The organism is Planctomycetaceae bacterium (assembly GCA_039680605.1).
Taxonomy (GTDB): Bacteria; Planctomycetota; Phycisphaerae; order SM23-33; family SM23-33; genus JAJFUU01.
In genome coordinates, this window is record JBDKTA010000009.1 from 44,844 (window position 1) to 63,650 (window position 18,807).

Consider the following 18,807-nt stretch of genomic DNA (forward strand, 5'->3'; position numbering starts at 1 on the left):
AGCACGGGCGTCTCGCCCGTGAGTCTCACGGGCATCCTGCCCGTGCTCTTATCTGTGTGGCATGGGCGTCTCGCCCATGTTCTTTCTTCGTGGCATGGGCGTCTCGCCCATGCTCTTGCTCTTCTCTTCTTCCTCCGGCGGGCGAGACGCCCGCCGGATGCATGGGCGAGACGCCCATGCCACACAACCATGCACGGGCAAGATGCCCATGCTACTACGCCATGTTGTATTTCTTGCGCAGGATCCATTCGACCGCCAACAGCACCACCACCAGGATCAGCATCGCCGGGGTGTCCCACAGGAAGTGCGGCTGCAGCTTGACCGTGCGGATCATCCCGGGGGCGATCAGCTCGGACAGGCGGTCGATCTGCTCGATGGGCAGATACTGCTCCGCTCGGGAGGCGACATTTTTCATGGTGTCCACGTCGGCCTCGGGGCGGCGCGATTCGGCCTGGGGCAGTTCGATCACGATGCGCTTGGGGGCGACCTTGAGAGCGGCCTGGGGGTCGCTGTCCAGCGCCGTCAGATCGTACGTGCCGGTGTGTTTGGCCTCGAGAATGCCGCTGTAGCGCCCGGGTTTGTTGGCGGCGTCGAGAGGCTTGAGCGTAATCTTCTCGACGGCCTCGCCGGTGATTTTCCGCAGCGTGACGGTGAACGAAGGATCCTTGAGGGCCTCGAACTTCTCGTCGTAGGCCTCGACCTCGACGGAGATCTTCTGCCCCGCCGTGAAGCGGTCGCCGCCGGTGGTGATGACGACCTGGCGGGCCTTGAGCGTCGCAAGGTACCGCACCAGTTCGCCCCAGAAGCGGCGGTGATAGTAGCCTTCCTGAACGAACCGCCAGCGCCATGTCTCGTCGGTTCCGACATAGACCGCCCGCCCGGCGCCGAAGGGCTGCACCGCCACGATGGGCAAGGGTTCGTTGCGCCCGGTGCGATCCATCGGATTGGCGCTTTCGGCCAGCACCTTGCCAGCGGGCTTGACGCGCGCGACGGGGTGCGACCAGTAGACGCCCGGAAGCACCGACCAGACCTGGCCGCTCTGCTCGGCCGTGGCGGCCAGTCGCATCATCGGATGGTCCGCGCCGTAGCTGGTGACTTTCAGGGGCCAGGCTTCGGGTTTGCGCGTCCCCATGCGGACGGCGATGTCGGCGGTATTCGGCGCCAGCACCACCGGCATGATGTCGGCCAGGTCTTTCATGGCGCCTTCGCCGCTGAGGGCCTGGTGGCTGTACTTTCCGCCGGCGATGTAGCAGAGCCCGCCGCCGTGCTTCTCGACGAAGTCTCGCAGCATCTTGACCAGCGCGCTATCGAAGCCGCCCTCTCCCGGTTGCGGGTCGTGCAGGATGATCGCGTCGTATCCGGGATGGGGTTTGCCGCCGGGGCTTCCGATGAGCTCCTCGAGCGTGCGGGGCAGTTGCGAGAGTTTCATGCCCGTCGATGCGGCCTGGTTGATATCCTTGTCGGCGTTCTGCTGCCAGATGCTGACGCGGTAGGAATCGCCGGCCCGCAGCAGAAGGTTCCGCAGGTACTGGAAGTCCCATCCGGCGTCGCCGGCGATCACCAGCACCTTGACCTTCTCGTCGGAAACCTGCACGCGCGCCTCGGCGGAGTTGTCGTCGGGGTTGGCCTCGTCGGCTACCGGGTCGACGACCGCCTTATACACGAACTGCCCCAGCGCGTCGGGCTCGACAAACAGCTCGACCGTCTGCCGCACTTCCGCGGCGACGGCGGACTCGGCGGGCGGGGCCTTGAGCGTGACGCTCTGGCGGACCTGGGTGTCCGTCCAGTTGGCCTTGCCTGCCTCGCGCCGCAGCACGCGCAGCATGACGGTCGTGCCGGCCAGGTTGCGGTGCGACAGCACGGCAGAGAGTTCCGCCCGCGTGCCGCGGCGGACTTCATTGGGCCCCTGGAGGGCGGTGACGGTCACGTTGCGGGGCGGCTTGGGGTCTCCGACGGATACCGCGTACAGGGGCACGGCCCCGCCGACGCGCCGGTTGGCCGACTCGACCGCCGCGCCCAGGCGTCCGGCGGCGCCCTCGGCGGTGATCTGCCCGTCGCTGATGACGACGATCGCGGCGACCTGCTGGCCGCGGGTGCTGTCCAGTGCGTCGCGGATGGAGGCGGGAATGTTCGTCTCGTATCCGTCGGCCTGCAGTTGCGATAGCGCCTTGGACAGCTCCGCGGGCATCGTTGCGGCCGCGGGGGCCTGGCCTCTGCGGGCGGGCAGCTCGATGAGCTTGCGGGTATAGGTTTCCTTGCCGGGTTGGGCGGTCGAGAATCGCATCAGGACCAGCGGGTGCGTCTGGCCCAGGCGAGTCAGGACGCTGTCGGGGCGGACCAGGGCCTCTCGCACAATCCGGCTGCGGCTGAGGCTGGCCAGCGCCGCGCGATCGGTCTTGAGGAACGCCGCCAGCGCGTCGCCGTCTTTGCCGGAGGCGTAGCGGTCGGCGAAGGACATCGAGCGGCTGTCGTCGACGAGCACCACGACCTTGCTCAGCAGCGTCTCGACGAATCGCAGTTCGATAGCCGGGCGGAACAGCATCAGCACGACGGCGGCAAAGACGAGCACCCGCAGGACGATCAGCACCGCCTTGGCTGCCGTCGGGGCGTCGCCCTCGCGCCGGTAGCTGCGCACCGTCAGGTACACCAGCGCCAGAAAGGCCGCGATCAGCGCGACGATGGCGTAATTGCTGTAGTCGGCGACGAAGGTCAGTCGCCAACTATCGGCGCGGGCCATTTCGGCGGCGGGCAATCCCAGCACCCATTGGATGAATGCGGTCAAGGCTGTCGCTCCGCGGCGGCCTTGCGGCCGGCGTAATGTCCGAACTTCTGCCCCAGGAACGTCTCCCCCGCCAGCAGCACCAGCGCCGCCAAGGCCGCCAGAAGCCAGTATTCCTTTTTGGCCGCGGCGGCGGCGAGCGGCTCATTGCCGCCGGCGGCCTTGGCGGCGTAGGCGAAATCGTCGCTGCCCAAGGCGGCCTCGAGGGCGGTACGCCCGCCACAGGCGAGGTCGCCTTCGGCGGGGTCGATATTGCGGGCGAAGAGCACTTTCTTTATCGAGCGGTCCGGCGAGACCAGTTCGAGCCAGTAGATCCCCGCGCCGTCTGTTGCCGCGTACGAAAGATGTCCTGCCGCGGCGCCCTGCCGCCGGGCTACCAGCGTGACCAGGTCGTCCGCGGGGAACCGCGGCGTCTTGAGCGTGGCCTGGGCGTCGAGCAGGTCAGCGGCGAGGGTGTAGTCGATCGGGTGGCCGACGCGGGCCGTCAGGTTCTGCGACGCCGACCGGGCGACGAACTTGACCGTCTCATGGGCGATGACGGCGTAGGTGCCGACTTCGTCGCTGGGCCAGTCGTTCCAACGCTTGCTGGCGGTCGTGCAGAACAGCACCACCTCGCCCAGCCCGAAGCGGCGCGTGATGACGGCAGGCGAGTTTTGCGGGTCCGCGAACGCCGCCAGCACCTGGGGGGCCTTGATGTCCGGCGGCAGAACCACGCCGTGGGGTTCCTCGGCGGGGGTGAAGGCGAAGAACCGAACCAGCGACGTCACGTCGCTGCCTTCGGCCGCGAACCGCGTGAAGGCCTGCATGATGTTGTGATTGGCGATGCTCGACGGCGCCAACCGCACGTACGTGTCGCTCTGGTCCGGCCGACCCTTGTGCGGACCCACGCGGTACGGCAGCAGCCCGACGCCGCCGGCGTAGAACGGGCCGTTATAGAAATCGAGATTGATGTGGCCGCCGGTGAAGATGATCAGCCCGCCGCCGCCTCTGACGTACTCCTCCAGCGCCTTGAGCTGAGGATACACCACGGCCGGTCGCGTGGCCGGGCCGGTCTCGACCGAAGAGGGAAAGTCGGCCACGTCCAGCAGCGCCACCGCGTCGTAGTCGGCGAAGTTGGCCCCGCCCAGGGTGTCCGACGAGATCACCTCGGCGCGAACGCCGAAGGCGCCGTCGCCCCGCGGGTCGAGCACTTTGCTCAGGAAGAACGACTCGCTCTCGGTGCGGTCGGTCGGGTCGGTGTTGCCGTCGACGATCAGCACCCGCGTGACCTTGCGGATGTCCAGCGCCAGGTGGGCGCGGTTGTCGGCCTGCAGATCATCGCCGGCGGCCTCGACGGTCACCACCGCCGAGCCGGGGCTGCGGCTGGCGGCCTCGAAGATCACGCGCGTGCTCTGGCCGCTCTCGAGCGAGGCGATCACCTGCACCGGCAGCACGACGGTCCGGTCGCCTTGGCCCGGCAGCACCATTCGCGGGGTCAGGGCGACGTTCTCGATGTTGGTCGTGCCGTTGTTCCGCACGGTGACGGCCACATTGAACGGCACGTTCGCTACCGCGAAACGGTCCAGCAGCTCGATCGATTCGATAGTGAGATTCTTGCGCGATTCCTGCCCATAGTCGAGCACCTCGACGTTGACGCCGCTCTTTCGCAGGGCGGCGAAAGCTTTCTGCAGCGGGCTCTGCGCCGCGGGCGCCGTCAGATCGATCTTGCGGCAGTCCGTCAGCACCACCACCTGCCGCGCGCCTGCCTCATTGGCCAGCAGCGCGCCGGCCCGCCCCAGGGCGGTCGCCAGGGCCAGCCGCCCGTCGGAGGCGTCGAGACTCTCCAGCCGCGCCGCCAGCGAGACCGGTTCGGCCACGTAGTTCAGATCGAACAGCGGGGCTTGCCCGTCGTCGCCGGCGCCCATCAGCACCGCGACCTTCTCCGAGCGCGAGGTTCGCCGGATGCGCTCGGCCAGGTCGTGGCGGGCGTTCTCAAAGAGCGACAGGGCGGCCGATTTCTGCAGCATCGAGTAGCTGTTGTCGAGGATGTACACTGTCGAGCGAGGCCCGGACATGCCCGGCAGAACCGACGTGGCGGCGCAGCCGGTGAACCGAGCGATCGCCAGCGCCAGCAGCAGCACCGCCAGGCACCGCATCGCCAGCAGGATCATCTCCTCGATCCGAAGCCGCCGCCGATTGCGCCGCAGCGAGTCCAGCAGAAACTGCATCGCCGCCCAGTGGCGCAGCCGGAACCGCCTGCGGTTGAGCAGGTGAATGATGATCGGCGCCGAAACGCACGCCGCGCCGATCCAGAAGATTATCGGATGAACAAACGGCAAGTCAGATTTCCAATTTCCAATTTACAATTTCCAATTTCATGGATGGCTGGATGGTTGGATGAATGGATGATTGGGGGAACATCTGCCCGCATCCATCCACCCATCCATTCATCCATCCGTTCTTCATCTTTTCGCCCCCGCTTTGCGTGTCGCGGCGGTTCGGGCGGCCAGGAAGGCCAGTAGCGCGGCGTCCATGTGGTCTGCCGTCGAGATCCGCTTGTAGTCGATGCGCCGGGCGATGCAGCGGCGCTTCACCTGGAGGCAGAACTCCTCGACGGCTTTGAGATACCCCTCGCGCAGGGCCCGCGGTTCCACGAGCAGATCGCCCATGGCCTCGAGGCCGCGGAACATCGTGTTGCCCTGGAAGGGAAAATCCAGTTCGTCCTGGTCCATAATGTGCAGCACGAGCACTTCATGATCGTAATGGCGAAAATGCTCCAGGCCGCGGACCACGCCCTCGATGTCGCAGAACAGGTCGCTGACCAGGCACACCAGCCCGCGCCGCGGGATCTTCTCGGCCAGCGAATGGCAGATATCTTCGATGGACGTCTTGGCCTTGGGCTTGGTGATGTCCATCGCGTGGACGATGCTCTTGATCTGGTTGACGCTGCCCGAGGCCGGCAGGTACTGGCGCAGGTCCTCGTCGAAGATCGCCAGGCCCGTCGAGTCCTGCTGCTGCAGCAGCAGAAACGCCAGCGACGCCGCCACGGCCGCGGCGTACTGATACTTGGTCATGCCGCCGTCGCCGTTTTCGCTGCCATAGTGCATCGACTCGCTGGCATCGAGCACGAAGGTGGCCTTGAGGTTGGTCTCTTCCTCGTACTGCTTGATGTAGTAGCGGTCGGTCTTGGCCTGGACTTTCCAGTCGATGTGCTTGGTATCGTCGCCAGGCACGTACTGGCGGTGCGAGGCGAACTCGACGCTGTAGCCATGGAACGGGCTGCGGTGCAGGCCGCTGATGAACCCCTCGACCACCAGGCGCGCCTGAAGATCCAGCCGCGTGATCTTCGAAAGCACCTTCGGGTCAAGGTACCGCTTGAGTTCCTGGCTGTCCTGGAAGACCACTTACAGCTCCTTGACCGCTCCGGCCGTGGCGGGGTTGCTGGCGATGGACGAATCCTGCGCGGGAATGATCCGGAGCAGCTCGTCCACGATGCGGTCGGTGTCATAGCCTTCGGCGTCGGCGTTGAAGTTCGTCACGATGCGGTGGCGCAGGACGGGCTTGGCGACGGCCTGGATGTCTTCCGTCGAAACGTGGTATCGCCCGTTAAGCACCGCGCGCACCTTGGCGCCGAGGATGAGGTACTGGCACGCGCGCGGGCCGGCGCCCCAGGTAACGTAATCTTTGACGATCTTGGGCACGTCGGCTTCGTGTACGCGCGTGGCGCGCACGAGCTTCATGGCGTAGTGGATCACGTGATCGGCCGCCGGCACGCGGCGGATGATCTCCTGCAGTTCGAGGATCTGCCGCCCGTCGAGCATCTTCTGCAGGGCGATATCGGCCACCGCCGTCGTCAAGCGCACGACGGCGAACTCTTCGTCCCACGAAGGATACTTGACGAAGATCTTGAACATGAAGCGGTCCTGCTGCGCCTCGGGCAGCGGGTACGTGCCTTCCTGCTCGATGGGGTTCTGCGTGGCCAGCACGAAGAACGGGTCGAGCATGGGCATGCGCTGGCCGCCGACGCTGACCTGGCGTTCCTGCATGGCCTCGAGCAGGGCCGCCTGCGTCTTGGGCGGCGTGCGGTTAATCTCGTCAGCGAGCACAATGTTGGTGAAAATGGGGCCTTTGAGGAACTTCATCTCGCGCTGCCCGGTGGAGCGGTTCTCCTGGATGACCTCCGTGCCGGTGATGTCGGAGGGCATCAGGTCGGGCGTGAACTGGATGCGGGCGAAGTCCAGGTCGAGGCACTTGGCCAGCGACGAGACCATCAGCGTCTTGGCCAGGCCCGGAACGCCTTCGAGGATCGCATGCCCGCGGGCGAAGATGCAGATCAGCAGCTCTTCGAGCACCTGTTCCTGCCCGACGATGGCCTTGGACATTTCCTTGCGGATGATCTTGTAGGCGTCGGTCAGCTTCGCGGCCGCCGCCACGTCGTTGTTGTTCAAGGCCTCTGCTTGCGGTGTTACGTCTTGGGACACGAATGTCTCCTTCGTAGCACGGGCGTCTCGCCCGTGATTCTCACGGCCGTCACGGCCGTGTTCTTCGTTTTGTGGCATGGGCGTCTCGCCCATGCCACACAACCTGCACGGGCGAGACGCCCGTGCTACTCATGGGCAAGATGCCCATGCTACTACTTCTGGCAAATCGGCAGGTAGCCGTACGGCAGTTGCAGGATGATCGTGGCGATGGCCGTGCCATAGGTCGTGCCAACGCTGTCGCCGTTCCAACTGCCGTCGGGCGCCTGTCGCTCGATCAGCATCTTGCTGATCTTGGGGTAATAATCTTTCCAGTCGTTGCCTCCGCGATGGTACATCCCCTGGGCGTAGTAGAAGTGCGCGTAAAAGTAATGCCCGGAGGTTTCGGAGGAATCCATCTTGCCCTTGCAGTACTTGACCAGCCGCTCGACCATCTCGTTCTCGCCCCCGCCGGCGGTGCGGTCGTAAACCCCGGCGGCGTAGAAGCAGGCGATGGCGGCCGCTGAGATCGGCGGGCGGCTGGACCCGCGCGACTGGGCGGAATAGCAGATGCCCCCGTCGGGCATCTGGCAGTGCTTGAGGTACGCCACCGCGCGATCGATGGTTTCCTTGGGCACCTTGATACCGGCGTTTCGGCAGGCGCGCAGGGCCTGCAACTGCGTGACGGTCACGCTGCCCTCGTCGCCTTGCCCGGTGGGAGTGTAGATCCACCCGCCGGCGTTCTTGAGCGGCGCACCGAGGTCGGACTGGCTCTTGACCGTCAGGGCGACTGCCTTGTCGAGCACCTTCTTCAAGCGCGCCTCGTCGGCGCTTTGAAGCTCGTTGCCGTAGCACTGGGCCAGAAAGAGCATTCCGAATCCGTGTCCGTACATGCTGCGGCTTTCGGCGCCCTGGCCGACGATCAGACCGTCGTCGTTAGCCTCGGCGAGGCGCAGCACGTAGTTCATGGCGCGCGAGACTTCGCGGCTGTGCGGACCCGATTGCGGATTGGACCCTCCAGCCATCAGGGCGATGCCCGCCAGAGAGGTCATCACGCAGGGATACACGCCATAGCCGCCGCTGTTGAGCCAACTGCCGTCGCGCCGCTGGGTCTTGGCCAGGTAGTTCATGCCCTTTTCGATGGCGGCGACCGTCGCGCGGTCGACCATGTCGGGCAGGACGGTGCTCGGGGCAGCCGCGCGGGCGGTCCCCCGCGAGGCCGGCTCCGGCCATGCGGTGGCGAGAACGGCTGCGAGCACCGCCGCGGCGGCGGCAGCCCAGGTTGCGGCCAACTGCCTGCGTTTATTCTTCGCCATAGACGGTCACCCCGTTGCTGCCTTCGATGCCGGCGCGGTTGCCGATCACGACCGGCGGACCGATCATGAAGCGGCGGATGTAGGTTTCATTGTTCACCGGAGGCCCCGCTGCGGGAACGTCCACCCTGGCGGCCTCTTTGCCGTCGCCGGCGGAAAGAATCCTCAGCGAGACAGGCCTGGAATAGTTTGTGGACTGGCACATCAGCAGCACCTGCTCCCGGGCGGGCATTACCGGCGAAGCAAAGTATACATTGGTGGGACTGGCGTCGATAGTGGTTGTCCAGAGGCGCTTGCCGGCGGCGTCAAAGGCCTGCACCACCATGCCGCGGCAATAGTTGTTAGCCGCCCGCGAGCCGACGGCCAGTTGCAGGTTCGACAGCGAATAGACCACCACGACCTTGTCGCCGACGAGGCTCAGGCTGACCGGATCGGGCACGAACCCGCTGACGTTGGCCCCCTGGAGCGTCCCGAGCAGTTGCCCCCCGCGGGTGATCGACAGCACGTCGATCGCGCTGCCGCCGCGGCAGACGTACAGGCGGTCGGCGAACATGCCCATGATCTGCTGATCGGGTTTGGAATCGTATTTCCGCGTCCACAGCGCCTCGGTGGCCGACCCGTCGTGCATCGTCACCACGCCGTCGGACATCACGGCCATCATGGCCCCTTCGCCCAGGCACCCGTCGACATTCTGTCCGCGCCACTGGTTGAGAACCTTCCCGCTGACCAGGTCGAAACACGTCAGGCGGCTGCCGCGGTGGCGGACGAGCATGAAGCGGTCGGAGATCTGCGGCGGGTCCACCGGAAGTATCGGCGTGTTGCGGTCGTTGGGATTTCCCAGCCGCGCCGGCCAGCGCGGGGCGCCCTTGGCCACGTCGATGCACACCAGACCGCCGGTAGGATCGGCGATGGCGATCACGCCCGATCCGGCGCCGATCGACAGCACGCCGTGAACCCCCAGCTTTGCCAGCTCCATTTCTTCCAGAAGCTTTCCGTCGGCGGCATTGAGGCGGATGGCGTTCTGCTTGTCGACGAGCATCAGCACCTTGCCGTCGGCGCTCATGGCCGCGCCCATGCTGTACCCTCGCCCGGCGCCCTGGTGTACCGGCAGCAGGGCCAGCGGGCGCACCTTGGTTCTCCAGCGCAGGGCCTTCTCCGCGTCGGCGGCGGCGGTGTCGAACATGACCACGTGCTCGACCTGGCGCAGGAAAATGCACGTTCCCACCCGCAGGGGGCGAAGGTCCTGGTCTCGCAGGATGATGGCCTTTTCGCCCACGGTCATGAGTTCTTTGAGCGGCAGCGGCACGCGCCCCAGCGCCTCGGTCGGCGGAGCGGCCACGCTGCCGGCCTCGATCTTCTGGATCAACTCGCCCAGCGTGCCCTCGATGTCGGCGAATTTGATCGGGGTCTGGGGCGGGAGGTTCCGCACCAGGTTGCAGTACAGTATGGGAATGGCCGTCTTTCCGGACCGCCCGTGCAGGATCGCCAGGGCGATGGTCGCCGAGGGGCGCAGCGGACTGCCGGTCATGTACGCCAGAGTCGAGAGGCTGGCGATGGCCTTGTCCATGGCGTCTTTGGACTGCCGGGCCGGTTGAGACGCGGCGGCGGTGGTGGCAGTGCGATACCAGCTTTCAGCCGCGGCCATCAGGGCGTCGTCGGCCCAGGCGCTGTGCGGCCAGCGGGCGGCGACGGCGGCCAAGCCCGCCGGGTCGTCCTTGGCGGCAGCGGCGTCCATAGCGGCCTTGGCCAGGCGGTCGAACTTCTCCAGGATGGTCGGACCCTGGATTTCCAGGAGCCTTTCGATAATGCGCTGCCCGATGACTTCACCGGTATAGCGTTGCATGTCGCCGTCGAGTCTCACGCCCAGGTCGGCGTCGGGCCCGATCTCAACGTCGACGAGCTCTTCCTGGGGATGGCTCTCAGCCAGTTCCTGCGCCAGGTCGGCAGCCTCCTCGGCGCGCCCGAGCTTGTCCATGCACTTGGCCAGGCGGATGAGCATGTGGGCTTTTTCCTGGCTGGTGCCTGCCGCGGCGCGGGCCCTTGTGAAGAACGCCAGCATTTTCTCGCCGTCAGGCGCCGAATTGCCCAAGGCCACCAGGGTGCGGTACTTCCAACTGGCCAGTTGCGGGACCAGGGCGGTCTCATTTGCCTGCTGGGCCAGTTCGTGGCAGGCCTCGACGTCGGCCAGTGCGGCGTCGAATCGGCGGGCGTTGAACGACAGGCGTAAGCGTTGGAACAGGGCGTCGCACTTCTTGGCGCCCGGGGGCGACTGCTCGAACTGCTCGGTCAGCCGCTGGAGCATGCGGTCGTAATCGAGATAGGCGCAGACTCCGGCGGCGTTGGCGGCAATGAGCTTACCGTCGACGCTGACGAGGTTTCCCAGCAGGGCGGCGGCGTCGACCAGGTCGCTGCTCTGGAGGGTGTATTTGTCCAGCGAGAACCGCACCAGTTTGCCCTCGGTCGATGCCAGGGCGCACTTGGCGGAAACGGCCGGGCGACCGATGATGTCCTTGGCCTCGGAGGGCTGGCTGAGGATCTTGCCATCTCGTGTGCCCACCACGGCCAGCCCCGGACTGCTCAGCAGCACGCGCTGGGGGTCGATGGCGCTGAGGTCGCGCAGCCCTTCGCGGGACCGCTCCCACAGCAGCTTGCCGTCCTCGGTGGAAAACGCCATCGCCTGCTCGCTGTCGGCGGGAAGGCACAACAGCCGCCCCTGGCAGACGATCAGCGGATTGCGGGGCATCGGGGCCTGGGCGGCCATGCCGCCGTAGCCCGAGGCCGCCAACAGGCGCTGGACGCCTTCGGAGGTGTTGGTGGAGCTGTCATACTGGTAGGCCCAGACGGCCTGGCCGCTTTGGGCGTCGTAGGCGGCGACGGCGCCGGCGTTGGTGAGCACGAAGACGCGCCCTTCGGAGACCGCCGGGTTGCTGCAGCGTTCGATCAGATTGGCGATGCCGTAAGCATAGTACTGCATCGGCACGATCGGCGCCTGCGAGATCAGCGACGTCCACAGCAGCGCCCCCGATCGGGCGTCCAGGCACAGCAGATGGTAGCTGTCGAGGTAGTGGGTGACGATGTACAGCCGTCCGCGGCAGTACGTCGGGGGCGAGACGAACTTTCCGTCGTTGACGATGTCTTCCTTGACCTGCGAGTTGGGCAGGCGCCAGAGATTGACGCCCTGGTCGGTCATGGAAAACGCCGCCAGGGTCGCCCCGTCGCGGGCTTGGCCGCCGTCGTTGCCCCTGGCCATCATCATGCGGTTCATCATCGACGAGAACTCGCCCAGGGCGAAGACCTTCCCGTCGCCGCAGGTCAGGACGTAGCGCCCACCGTCGTCCAGGCTCGGCACCGGGCGGTAATAGTAGTAGGACCCGTTGCGGGCGGTCGACTTGCGGGTCATGGCGAAGTTGGCCTTCCACAGCGGCTGGGCGGGGGAGAAGATGTCGCAGGCGATGACCGACTCGTCGGTGCGGAAGATCACCGTGCTGCCGATGACCACCGGCTGCACCATCGCCGGAACGATGCCTTCGCGGACCTGCTGTCCGAACTGCTGGCGGTAGGATACCATGCCCCGCCGCAGCGTCATGTCCAGGCGCATTTGCTGATGGGCGTTGCCCTGCGTCATCGATTCGTCTGCCGCGATCAGGTTGTCGCTCGTCAGCGTGCTGCCCCCGGCGGGAGGATACCGCCAGTGCGGGGCAAGGACCACGTCGGCGTCGCTCATCGTGGCCATGCCATCGCTGACGCCGCCGAGTCCCGGCCAGTCGCCCGCCGGTTGCGGCGCCCATTGCGGGTTGGGCGCGACGGTCATCATCTCCCGGACGAACCCCGCCAGGTTCTGCCGCCGCCCGCCGACGAAGCCCTGCGCCTCGGGGAAGCGCTGCTGCAGCGTCGCCAGCGCCTTGGCGGCCTGTGCCGCATCGCCGCCGAGGTGTTCACTCACCGCGACTCGCGCCAGGAGCGTGGCATGCTCGGACTCGTCGATGCGCCCCGAAAGGGCCTCGCGCCACAGTTGCGCGGCCTGGCTGTACTGGGCGCGGTCGAAGTTCATCGCCGCCACCGTCAGCAGGGCCAGGCGTCCGTGAATGGTGTGCGCGTATTGCCGGGCGACCCGCCGCAGGGCGTTGAGGTCGCCGCTGCGGTTGGCCTCTTCGAACATCCGCATGGCTTTGGGGCCGTGGACCGAGCGGTAGAACTCCAGCCCCTGGGCGTTCATCGAGCCGATCGCGTCATTGGCCTTGCTGGCCAGCGAAACGAACCGCCTGCCCTCCTCGACGGCGACGAACCCCGTGTCATTCTGATCGATCAGCGACTGCAGGATGTCCAACGCCTCGCGGAACTTGTTGTCCTTGATAAGATCCTGCGCCTGGCTGAGGAAACCGGCCAGCTCGTCGTCGGCATTGACGATCGGAACGGTCTTGCCGGCCTTTTCGCTGGGCGCCTGCCGCACGGCCACGGGGCGGATCCGAGCGATCTGGGCGGCGCTGGGCGCGCTCGATGCCAGCGCAATCCCGATCACCGCCAACACCGCCATGGCGGCTGTCAGCCCTTTACGGGCAGGTTGACTGCGACAGATCCTCATTCACCATCCAATCCAATGCTGCAGCAGGCCCCCGTCGGGGCGGAAGGCACGTCCACAGAATACGTCATCAGGCCGTCGCAGGCAACCATCCTGCATCGCCCCGCCGGAACTGTTAGTCGCCCCAGTGGCAGTGTGGTTCCCGGAATTCGCACCCTATATTACCGCCGAACCGGGTGGCATGGCCATGGTTGTGCGCTGAGCATCGTGGCGACCCACGAAAAACAGGCACGGGCGCCGCCATGCCACCCGTCGGATCAAACAAATTCAGGCCGTTATTTTTCTTGTAAGCCGACGGCGCGTGTCGAATAATATTATGTAGCACAATTGAATAGGCGCGGTTGCTCAGCCGTAAAATACACGCTGCACCCGGCATCATCCATCTCTCATACCACGGCAGAGCGGCCCGGCACGTTTGGAAGGGTCGCTGAATCCCTATGCTTGGTTTCATGGTCTTCCATCATCCCAAGGCCTTGAAAGGCAGGTACTTCATATGTGCGCGTCATTCGACTCCGGCAGTGAATCGACATTGGGCGGCCCGGGGCAATCCCTCAGCGACAGCCGCATCAGCAGCGATTCGCCCGACATGGACCTGGCACTGGGGGAACTTCACGACGCCTTGCGGCAGAGACAGGTGCAGTTGATCTGCGCGGCGTACGAGGCCTGCCGCCGTGCGGCGCGCCGCGCGGGCATCGACGACGTGATGGAGGCGGCCCAGGCGTCGTGCGATCAGCCGGTCCGCCCGCTGATCGTCTCGGCGTACTCGCACCGCCACTGCTTCATGTGCAACCGGGGAACCCGTCTGTGCGAGCGCTGCCACGGAACGGGGCTCGACGGTGGTTCACGCTGCCCCAACTGCGAGGGCCTGGGCCTGCTCGAGTGCGGGTTCTGCGGCGCCACCGGCTGGGCCGATCGGGCTCCCAATCCGCCCGAGATCTTTGGCGAGGTGCTCCACCGCCAGTACAGACATATGAAGGACGGCTTGGAAAAGGCCGACGCCGAACTCAAGAGCGTTCTGGGCGGCGGCAAGATTGCACCCATGCCTCGCGACGCCAGGCTCAAAATCGTCGCCGCCGTGCTGCGCCTCCAGGCGCGAATCCGCGACCTGATCCACGCCCAGGCCGTCCCCCAAGGCGAGATAACCGCCCTCGAAACCGTCACCGAGAAACTCGATCAAAAGCTCGATCTCTTCCGGGCGAAACCGTAACCCGAAAACTCCATGAACCGCAGAGTACGCAGAGAAGCAAATGGCTATAACAAGACCATCTAACGTCGCCGTCGGCGTTAATCCGGAAAAACAGACTGTCCATGCGGCCCGCTTCCGTAGGTTTCTGTAAGTCTCTTTTTTCAAAATACCTCTGCGGCCTCTGCGATCTCCGCGGTGAAATATCCGGGCTAACCGCAGAACCGATTACTGATTACCAATTACTGATTACTGTTCTTGACGGTATAGTGTCGTCTATGACAAGCGACTATCGCCCCATGTTTTCAGTCATCATGCCGGTCTACAACCACCGGCCGTTCGTGGGCGAGGCCATCCAGTCCGTCCGGGACCAGACCTTCGGCGACTGGGAGCTGATCGTCATTGATGACGGGTCCACCGACGGCAGCGGCGGCGTGATCGACGTGTACGCCGCGGCCGATGCCCGCGTGCGCGCTGTCCACCAGGCCAATGGCGGACAAGCCGCGGCGCGCAACGCCGGAATCGACCTGGCGCGGGGGCAGTGGGTGGCGTACCTCGACAGCGACGACGTGCTGCTAACGCAGACCCTGGAGCATTACGCCGCGTATATTCAGGAGCATCCCCAGGCCCAGTTCATCTACGGATACCGCAATCGTATGAACGCGGACGGGACGGTGGAGGAACTGCCCCTGCCGGAGTATCAGCTTCGCGTGACCGACGCCCGCGACCTGTTCGAGAAAACGTTCCTCTCGCAGTTGTGCGTCTGTTACCGCCTGGACCTGCTCAGGAAAGTCGGCGGATTCGACCCGCGATTGTTCTGCGCTGAAGACTACGACCTGAACCTGCGCCTGAGCCTGCACACCAAATTCGAGCCCATCGGCAAGCTTACCGGCGTTCGCCGCCGCCATACCACCAACGTCTCCGCCCAGACCGGCCCCACGCGGATGCTCGAGGCCGGCGTGCTCAAGCGATGGGTCGAAAAGCACGGCGGGCGCGATCTGCTGGCGCCCGAGGTCATCGCCAATCGCCTCGCCAAGCTCTACTACAGCGCCGGCCGCCAGTACTTCAAGAGCCGCTGCATGGCCCAGGCGGTGGTGGCATTCCAGCATGCCCACCAGTACCGCCGGACCTTCAAGAGCGTCACGCTGATGGCGATGGCGGTGCTGCTGCGCCCCATCGGCAAACACGACCCCAAGCTGATCCCGGCGTTGGATTAGCGAGTTGTAATCTCACCACTCACCACTCACCACTGCTTTATCTACTTCACCGCATGGCTTTGAATCCAGGACTCCAGCGTGGCAGGGATGGGATAGTTATTCGCCTGGTGCGCGCCGGGCAGCGCCAGGCTGATCGGGGCGATCGTCGGCCAATCGCGATAGTAATCGTCCGTCAGGACCGCCTGTAGTCCGCTGCGCCACTGAGGCCAGTTCGCAGCCTCGGCCGGGCCCACCAGCAGCAGGTCGACCTGTCGCTGGGGACCAAACTGCACCACCGCCCACGACGAACCCACCGCCTCGTGGAAGGTCTTGATCACGGCGACAGCCGCGGCCATGTTCGCGCCGTCGCACGACGTGCGAAGCACCACCACGCCCTTGTCATGCACGCGCCCGCGGCAGCGGCGCAGCGTCTGATAATTGAAGCACCGCCACGCCTGGGGCTGGTCTGCCGGAAGGGGCGAGATGAACGCGCCATCGTATCGCTCCATGGCGGCGCCGGTCAGGGCGGCTTGGAGAAAATCCCGCTCGCTTCCGCGCACCAGGGCTTCCTGCCAGATCCCCGAGGGCAGCGCTCCGGCCTCGGCAAGGAAACCGCTGACCATGTCGACCGAGGCCCCGCGGCTGGCCGGGCGTGAGCTGGGCCGCCGACGCGGAACCGCCGCCGGATCGGCTGTCGAATGAACCATCGACACGCGCGGCGGAACCCTCTGCAACGGGAAGTCGTCGCGGCTGCCGCGGATGACCCACCACCGCCCGCGATGACCCGCCACGGCGCTCTGGCGACCGGTCGTGCCGGACATCACTTGCACCACGGCCTCGGTCAGCGCTTCGCTGTGCCAGGTCTTGCCCGTGGGAAGGTAGCTCACGTCCTGCACGCCGGCGCTGGTGGCCTCGGAGGTCAGCCACACCCCCACCGTCAGCGGTCCGCTGCGAGCCCGTGCCTCCAAGACCGCCGACCACAGTCCCACCGACGCCGACGCCAGCAGCAGCGGGACCCACCAGGCCCATGCGGCCGCCGTGGCAAGCCTTCGGCCGCTTGCCCACACGACCATCCACGCCAGGCATGCCGTCGCGGCCACACCCGCCAGCATCCATCCGCCCCACGGCAGCGACGCGAAGATCGCGTATGCCAGCACGCCCAACCCGCCGCCGAAAACCAGCGGGGCGACCCACTGCTCGACGCGACCGCCCCGCCGCATGAAATCGCCCTGGCCAGCCGTCAAGAGGCACGCCGCCAGCATCGAAAGCGGAATCTGAAGCGCCGCCGCCACCGGCACGCAGATCCAGATCGCTTCGCTGCGATTCGCGAAGGAAATCATCAGCGCGGCCTGGACGATCACGATCGTCACCGCCCCGGCGCCGGCAGCGAGTTGCTCGCGGCCGCTGATCGCGTCGCACCGCCGGCGGCTGCGATTCAGACACAGCGCCAGCAGACCCAGCATGGCCGCGACCGCCATCGCCTGATCGCCGGTGCCCAGGCCCAGCAGGTCCTCCAGGAAACGAAGCTGCACAAGAATGCCCGCCACGAGCGCAGCGCCGCCCACCGTCGCCGCCGGCGGTCCCGCGCCCCTAAGCGAGGCCGCCGCGCTGACCCGACGGGACGAGCCCTGGGCCTGGCGCTGTTGAAGAAGACCAAACGCCGCCAGCAGCATCGCAAACCCCGCCATGGCCGCCAGGCCGAGCATGTTGACGCCCTGGCCGAACAGCAGACCCAGCAGCGCGATCGCCCCGGCCAGCGCCGCTGCCCAATCGACCACCAGAGCGCTGAACGACGGACCGGGCAGTTCCCGCCGCACCAGCCTGGCGCCGGCCAGCAGCGACGCCATGCCCAGCCCCATCGGCGCCATGCCGGCAAACACGATGGCCAGCTTGACGGCAGTCCATCCCAGCGGCGTCCAGAGCATGCCCTGGCAGAGGGCGTACGCCAGCAGCGCCCCGCCATAGATCGCCAGCGTGCTGAGCACCCCGCCCAGCAGCGCCAGCCCCACGGACCAGGTCATTACCGCCGCGGCAGCCTCGCGACCCGCCGGAACGCTGCTGGCACGCTGCTGCACGAATGCCCGCAGCGCCTTGCCCCGTCCGCGCCGCTCGAACCATCGCTGCAGCGAGCCCGCCAGCGCCGCCGGCGCCCGCGCCGTCGCGCCGATGCTCAGGAGCGTCGCCGCCAGGATCACCAACGCCGAGCCGCCGCTGGAATCAAACGCCCATCCCCAGAGAATGCACAGGCACGCCGTCCAGAACATCAATACCATCGGCAGCGCGACGCTCATCAGCTTTTCGACCACGACACGCTTCATCGCAGCACCGTGGCGTTGGAAGCCGCCAGATGCACTCGCGTGCCGCCGTCGCACGCCAGCACCAGCCCCTCCAGCGGGCTGACGTCCATCACGCGGCCTTCATATCGCCGGCCGCCCGCCTGCACCACCACGCGCGTCTCGATCATCCCGCATCGCCCCAGCCACGCGCGGCGCAGATCGTCGAACCGCCCGCGCGAGATCTGGCCGGCCCAGTGATCCAGCCGGCGCAGCAGGCAACGCATCACCTCGACCCGCTCGACGCTGTGCCCCAGCGCGTCGCTGAGACACGCCGCACTCTGGTGGACCTCGCCGGCGGCCGGGGCCGCGTTGACGTTGATGCCGATGCCCGCGACGATGCAGGGCGCCGGGCGGTTGTGCCGCTCGACGAGCACGCCGGCCACCTTCGCGCCCTCCAGCAGCACGTCGTTGGGCCACTTGAGCTGGCACTGGACGCCGCACGCGTCGGCGACGGCCTCGGCCACCGCCAGCCCCGCCGCGATCGTCAGGGCCTCGTGCGGCAAGGCGCCGCCGCTGTCCAGCAGCAGCACGCTGGTCAGCAGATTCTGACCGGCCCGGCTGACCCAGTCGCGACCCCGCCGCCCGCGCCCGCGCCGCTGGCTCTCCGCCGTGACGGCCAAGCCGTCCGTGCCGCCCTGCCGCGCCGACGCCAGCGCCACATCGTTGGTCGAATCCACCGCGTCGAAGCACAGCACGCTGCGCCCCACGCGCATCACACCCAGGTCTCGCTCGATCAGGCACCCGTCCAGCCGCACCGGCCGGTGCAGCCGCACACCCGCCGGCGAAGTCTCGATCTGGTGTCCGCGATGGGCAAGCTCCTCCAAGGCCGCGGGTATCCTGGCCCGAGGCGTCGATGCCGCCCGCGCGAGCTCTTCCAGAGAAAAGAAAACCTCTCCCCGATCATAAAGAAGCGACAGCAGCATATCGGCAACGGTCATGGGCGGAAGTGTACCGGGCCACGCAGCAGCGAACAAGATATATGGAG

Annotated in this window: 10 protein-coding genes; 2 read left to right on the forward strand and 8 right to left on the reverse strand. The window is 66.5% G+C overall.

Annotation, left to right across the window (positions count from 1 at the left end):
* Nucleotides 1–214: 214 nt before the first annotated feature.
* The 6 genes from ABFD92_02910 to ABFD92_02935 form a co-directional block, all read right to left on the reverse strand.
* Nucleotides 215–2,782, reverse strand: a complete 2,568-nt coding sequence (locus tag ABFD92_02910) for a vWA domain-containing protein (protein MEN6503466.1) — start codon at nt 2,780–2,782, stop codon at nt 215–217.
* Complete coding sequence (locus tag ABFD92_02915) at nt 2,779–5,097, reverse strand: vWA domain-containing protein (GenBank protein ID MEN6503467.1); 2,319 nt, start codon at nt 5,095–5,097, stop codon at nt 2,779–2,781. Before ABFD92_02915 ends, ABFD92_02910 begins: the two co-directional genes overlap by 4 nt.
* A 123-nt stretch (nt 5,098–5,220) precedes the next feature.
* On the reverse strand, nt 5,221–6,162 hold the full coding sequence (locus tag ABFD92_02920; protein ID MEN6503468.1) for a DUF58 domain-containing protein: 942 nt from the start codon (nt 6,160–6,162) through the stop codon (nt 5,221–5,223).
* Nucleotides 6,163–7,206: an AAA family ATPase gene (locus tag ABFD92_02925; protein ID MEN6503469.1), complete on the reverse strand. Its 1,044-nt coding sequence runs from the start codon at nt 7,204–7,206 to the stop codon at nt 6,163–6,165.
* 185 nt (nt 7,207–7,391) lie between these two features.
* Nucleotides 7,392–8,531, reverse strand: coding sequence for a prenyltransferase/squalene oxidase repeat-containing protein (locus ABFD92_02930; protein ID MEN6503470.1), 1,140 nt, complete (start codon nt 8,529–8,531; stop codon nt 7,392–7,394).
* The gene (locus tag ABFD92_02935; GenBank protein MEN6503471.1) at nt 8,518–13,110 is read right to left on the reverse strand and encodes a PQQ-binding-like beta-propeller repeat protein; all 4,593 of its coding nucleotides are present in this window, start codon (nt 13,108–13,110) and stop codon (nt 8,518–8,520) included. The genes ABFD92_02930 and ABFD92_02935 overlap by 14 nt, the downstream gene beginning before the upstream one ends.
* 490 nt (nt 13,111–13,600) lie before the next feature.
* On the opposite strand from ABFD92_02935, the gene ABFD92_02940 reads away from it, so the two are divergent.
* Nucleotides 13,601–14,314 carry a hypothetical protein gene (locus ABFD92_02940; protein ID MEN6503472.1) on the forward strand — a complete coding sequence of 238 codons (714 nt, stop codon included), beginning with the start codon at nt 13,601–13,603 and terminating at the stop codon, nt 14,312–14,314.
* A gap of 254 nt (nt 14,315–14,568) precedes the next feature.
* Entirely contained in the window at nt 14,569–15,507 is a 939-nt protein-coding gene (locus tag ABFD92_02945) for a glycosyltransferase (GenBank protein MEN6503473.1), read from the forward strand.
* Between the two features lie 41 nt (nt 15,508–15,548).
* Here ABFD92_02945 and ABFD92_02950 read toward each other — a convergent pair whose 3' ends face one another.
* Together ABFD92_02950 and ABFD92_02955 are read right to left on the reverse strand one after the other, a co-directional pair.
* Entirely contained in the window at nt 15,549–17,804 is a 2,256-nt protein-coding gene (locus ABFD92_02950) for a hypothetical protein (GenBank protein MEN6503474.1), read from the reverse strand.
* Nucleotides 17,801–18,760: a biotin--[acetyl-CoA-carboxylase] ligase gene (locus tag ABFD92_02955; GenBank protein ID MEN6503475.1), complete on the reverse strand. Its 960-nt coding sequence runs from the start codon at nt 18,758–18,760 to the stop codon at nt 17,801–17,803. The genes ABFD92_02950 and ABFD92_02955 overlap by 4 nt, the downstream gene beginning before the upstream one ends.
* Nucleotides 18,761–18,807: the final 47 nt, after the last annotated feature.

What these genes read in the sequence shown, in the direction of transcription:
- ABFD92_02930 (MEN6503470.1), bottom strand. Translation starts at nt 8,531, where the DNA reads ATGGCGAAGAATAAACGCAGGCAGTTGGCCGCAACCTGGGCTGCCGCC.
- ABFD92_02935 (MEN6503471.1), bottom strand. Translation starts at nt 13,110, where the DNA reads ATGAGGATCTGTCGCAGTCAACCTGCCCGTAAAGGGCTGACAGCCGCC.
- ABFD92_02940 (MEN6503472.1), top strand. Translation starts at nt 13,601, where the DNA reads ATGTGCGCGTCATTCGACTCCGGCAGTGAATCGACATTGGGCGGCCCG.
- ABFD92_02945 (MEN6503473.1), top strand. Translation starts at nt 14,569, where the DNA reads ATGACAAGCGACTATCGCCCCATGTTTTCAGTCATCATGCCGGTCTAC.
- ABFD92_02950 (MEN6503474.1), bottom strand. Translation starts at nt 17,804, where the DNA reads ATGAAGCGTGTCGTGGTCGAAAAGCTGATGAGCGTCGCGCTGCCGATG.
- ABFD92_02955 (MEN6503475.1), bottom strand. Translation starts at nt 18,760, where the DNA reads ATGACCGTTGCCGATATGCTGCTGTCGCTTCTTTATGATCGGGGAGAG.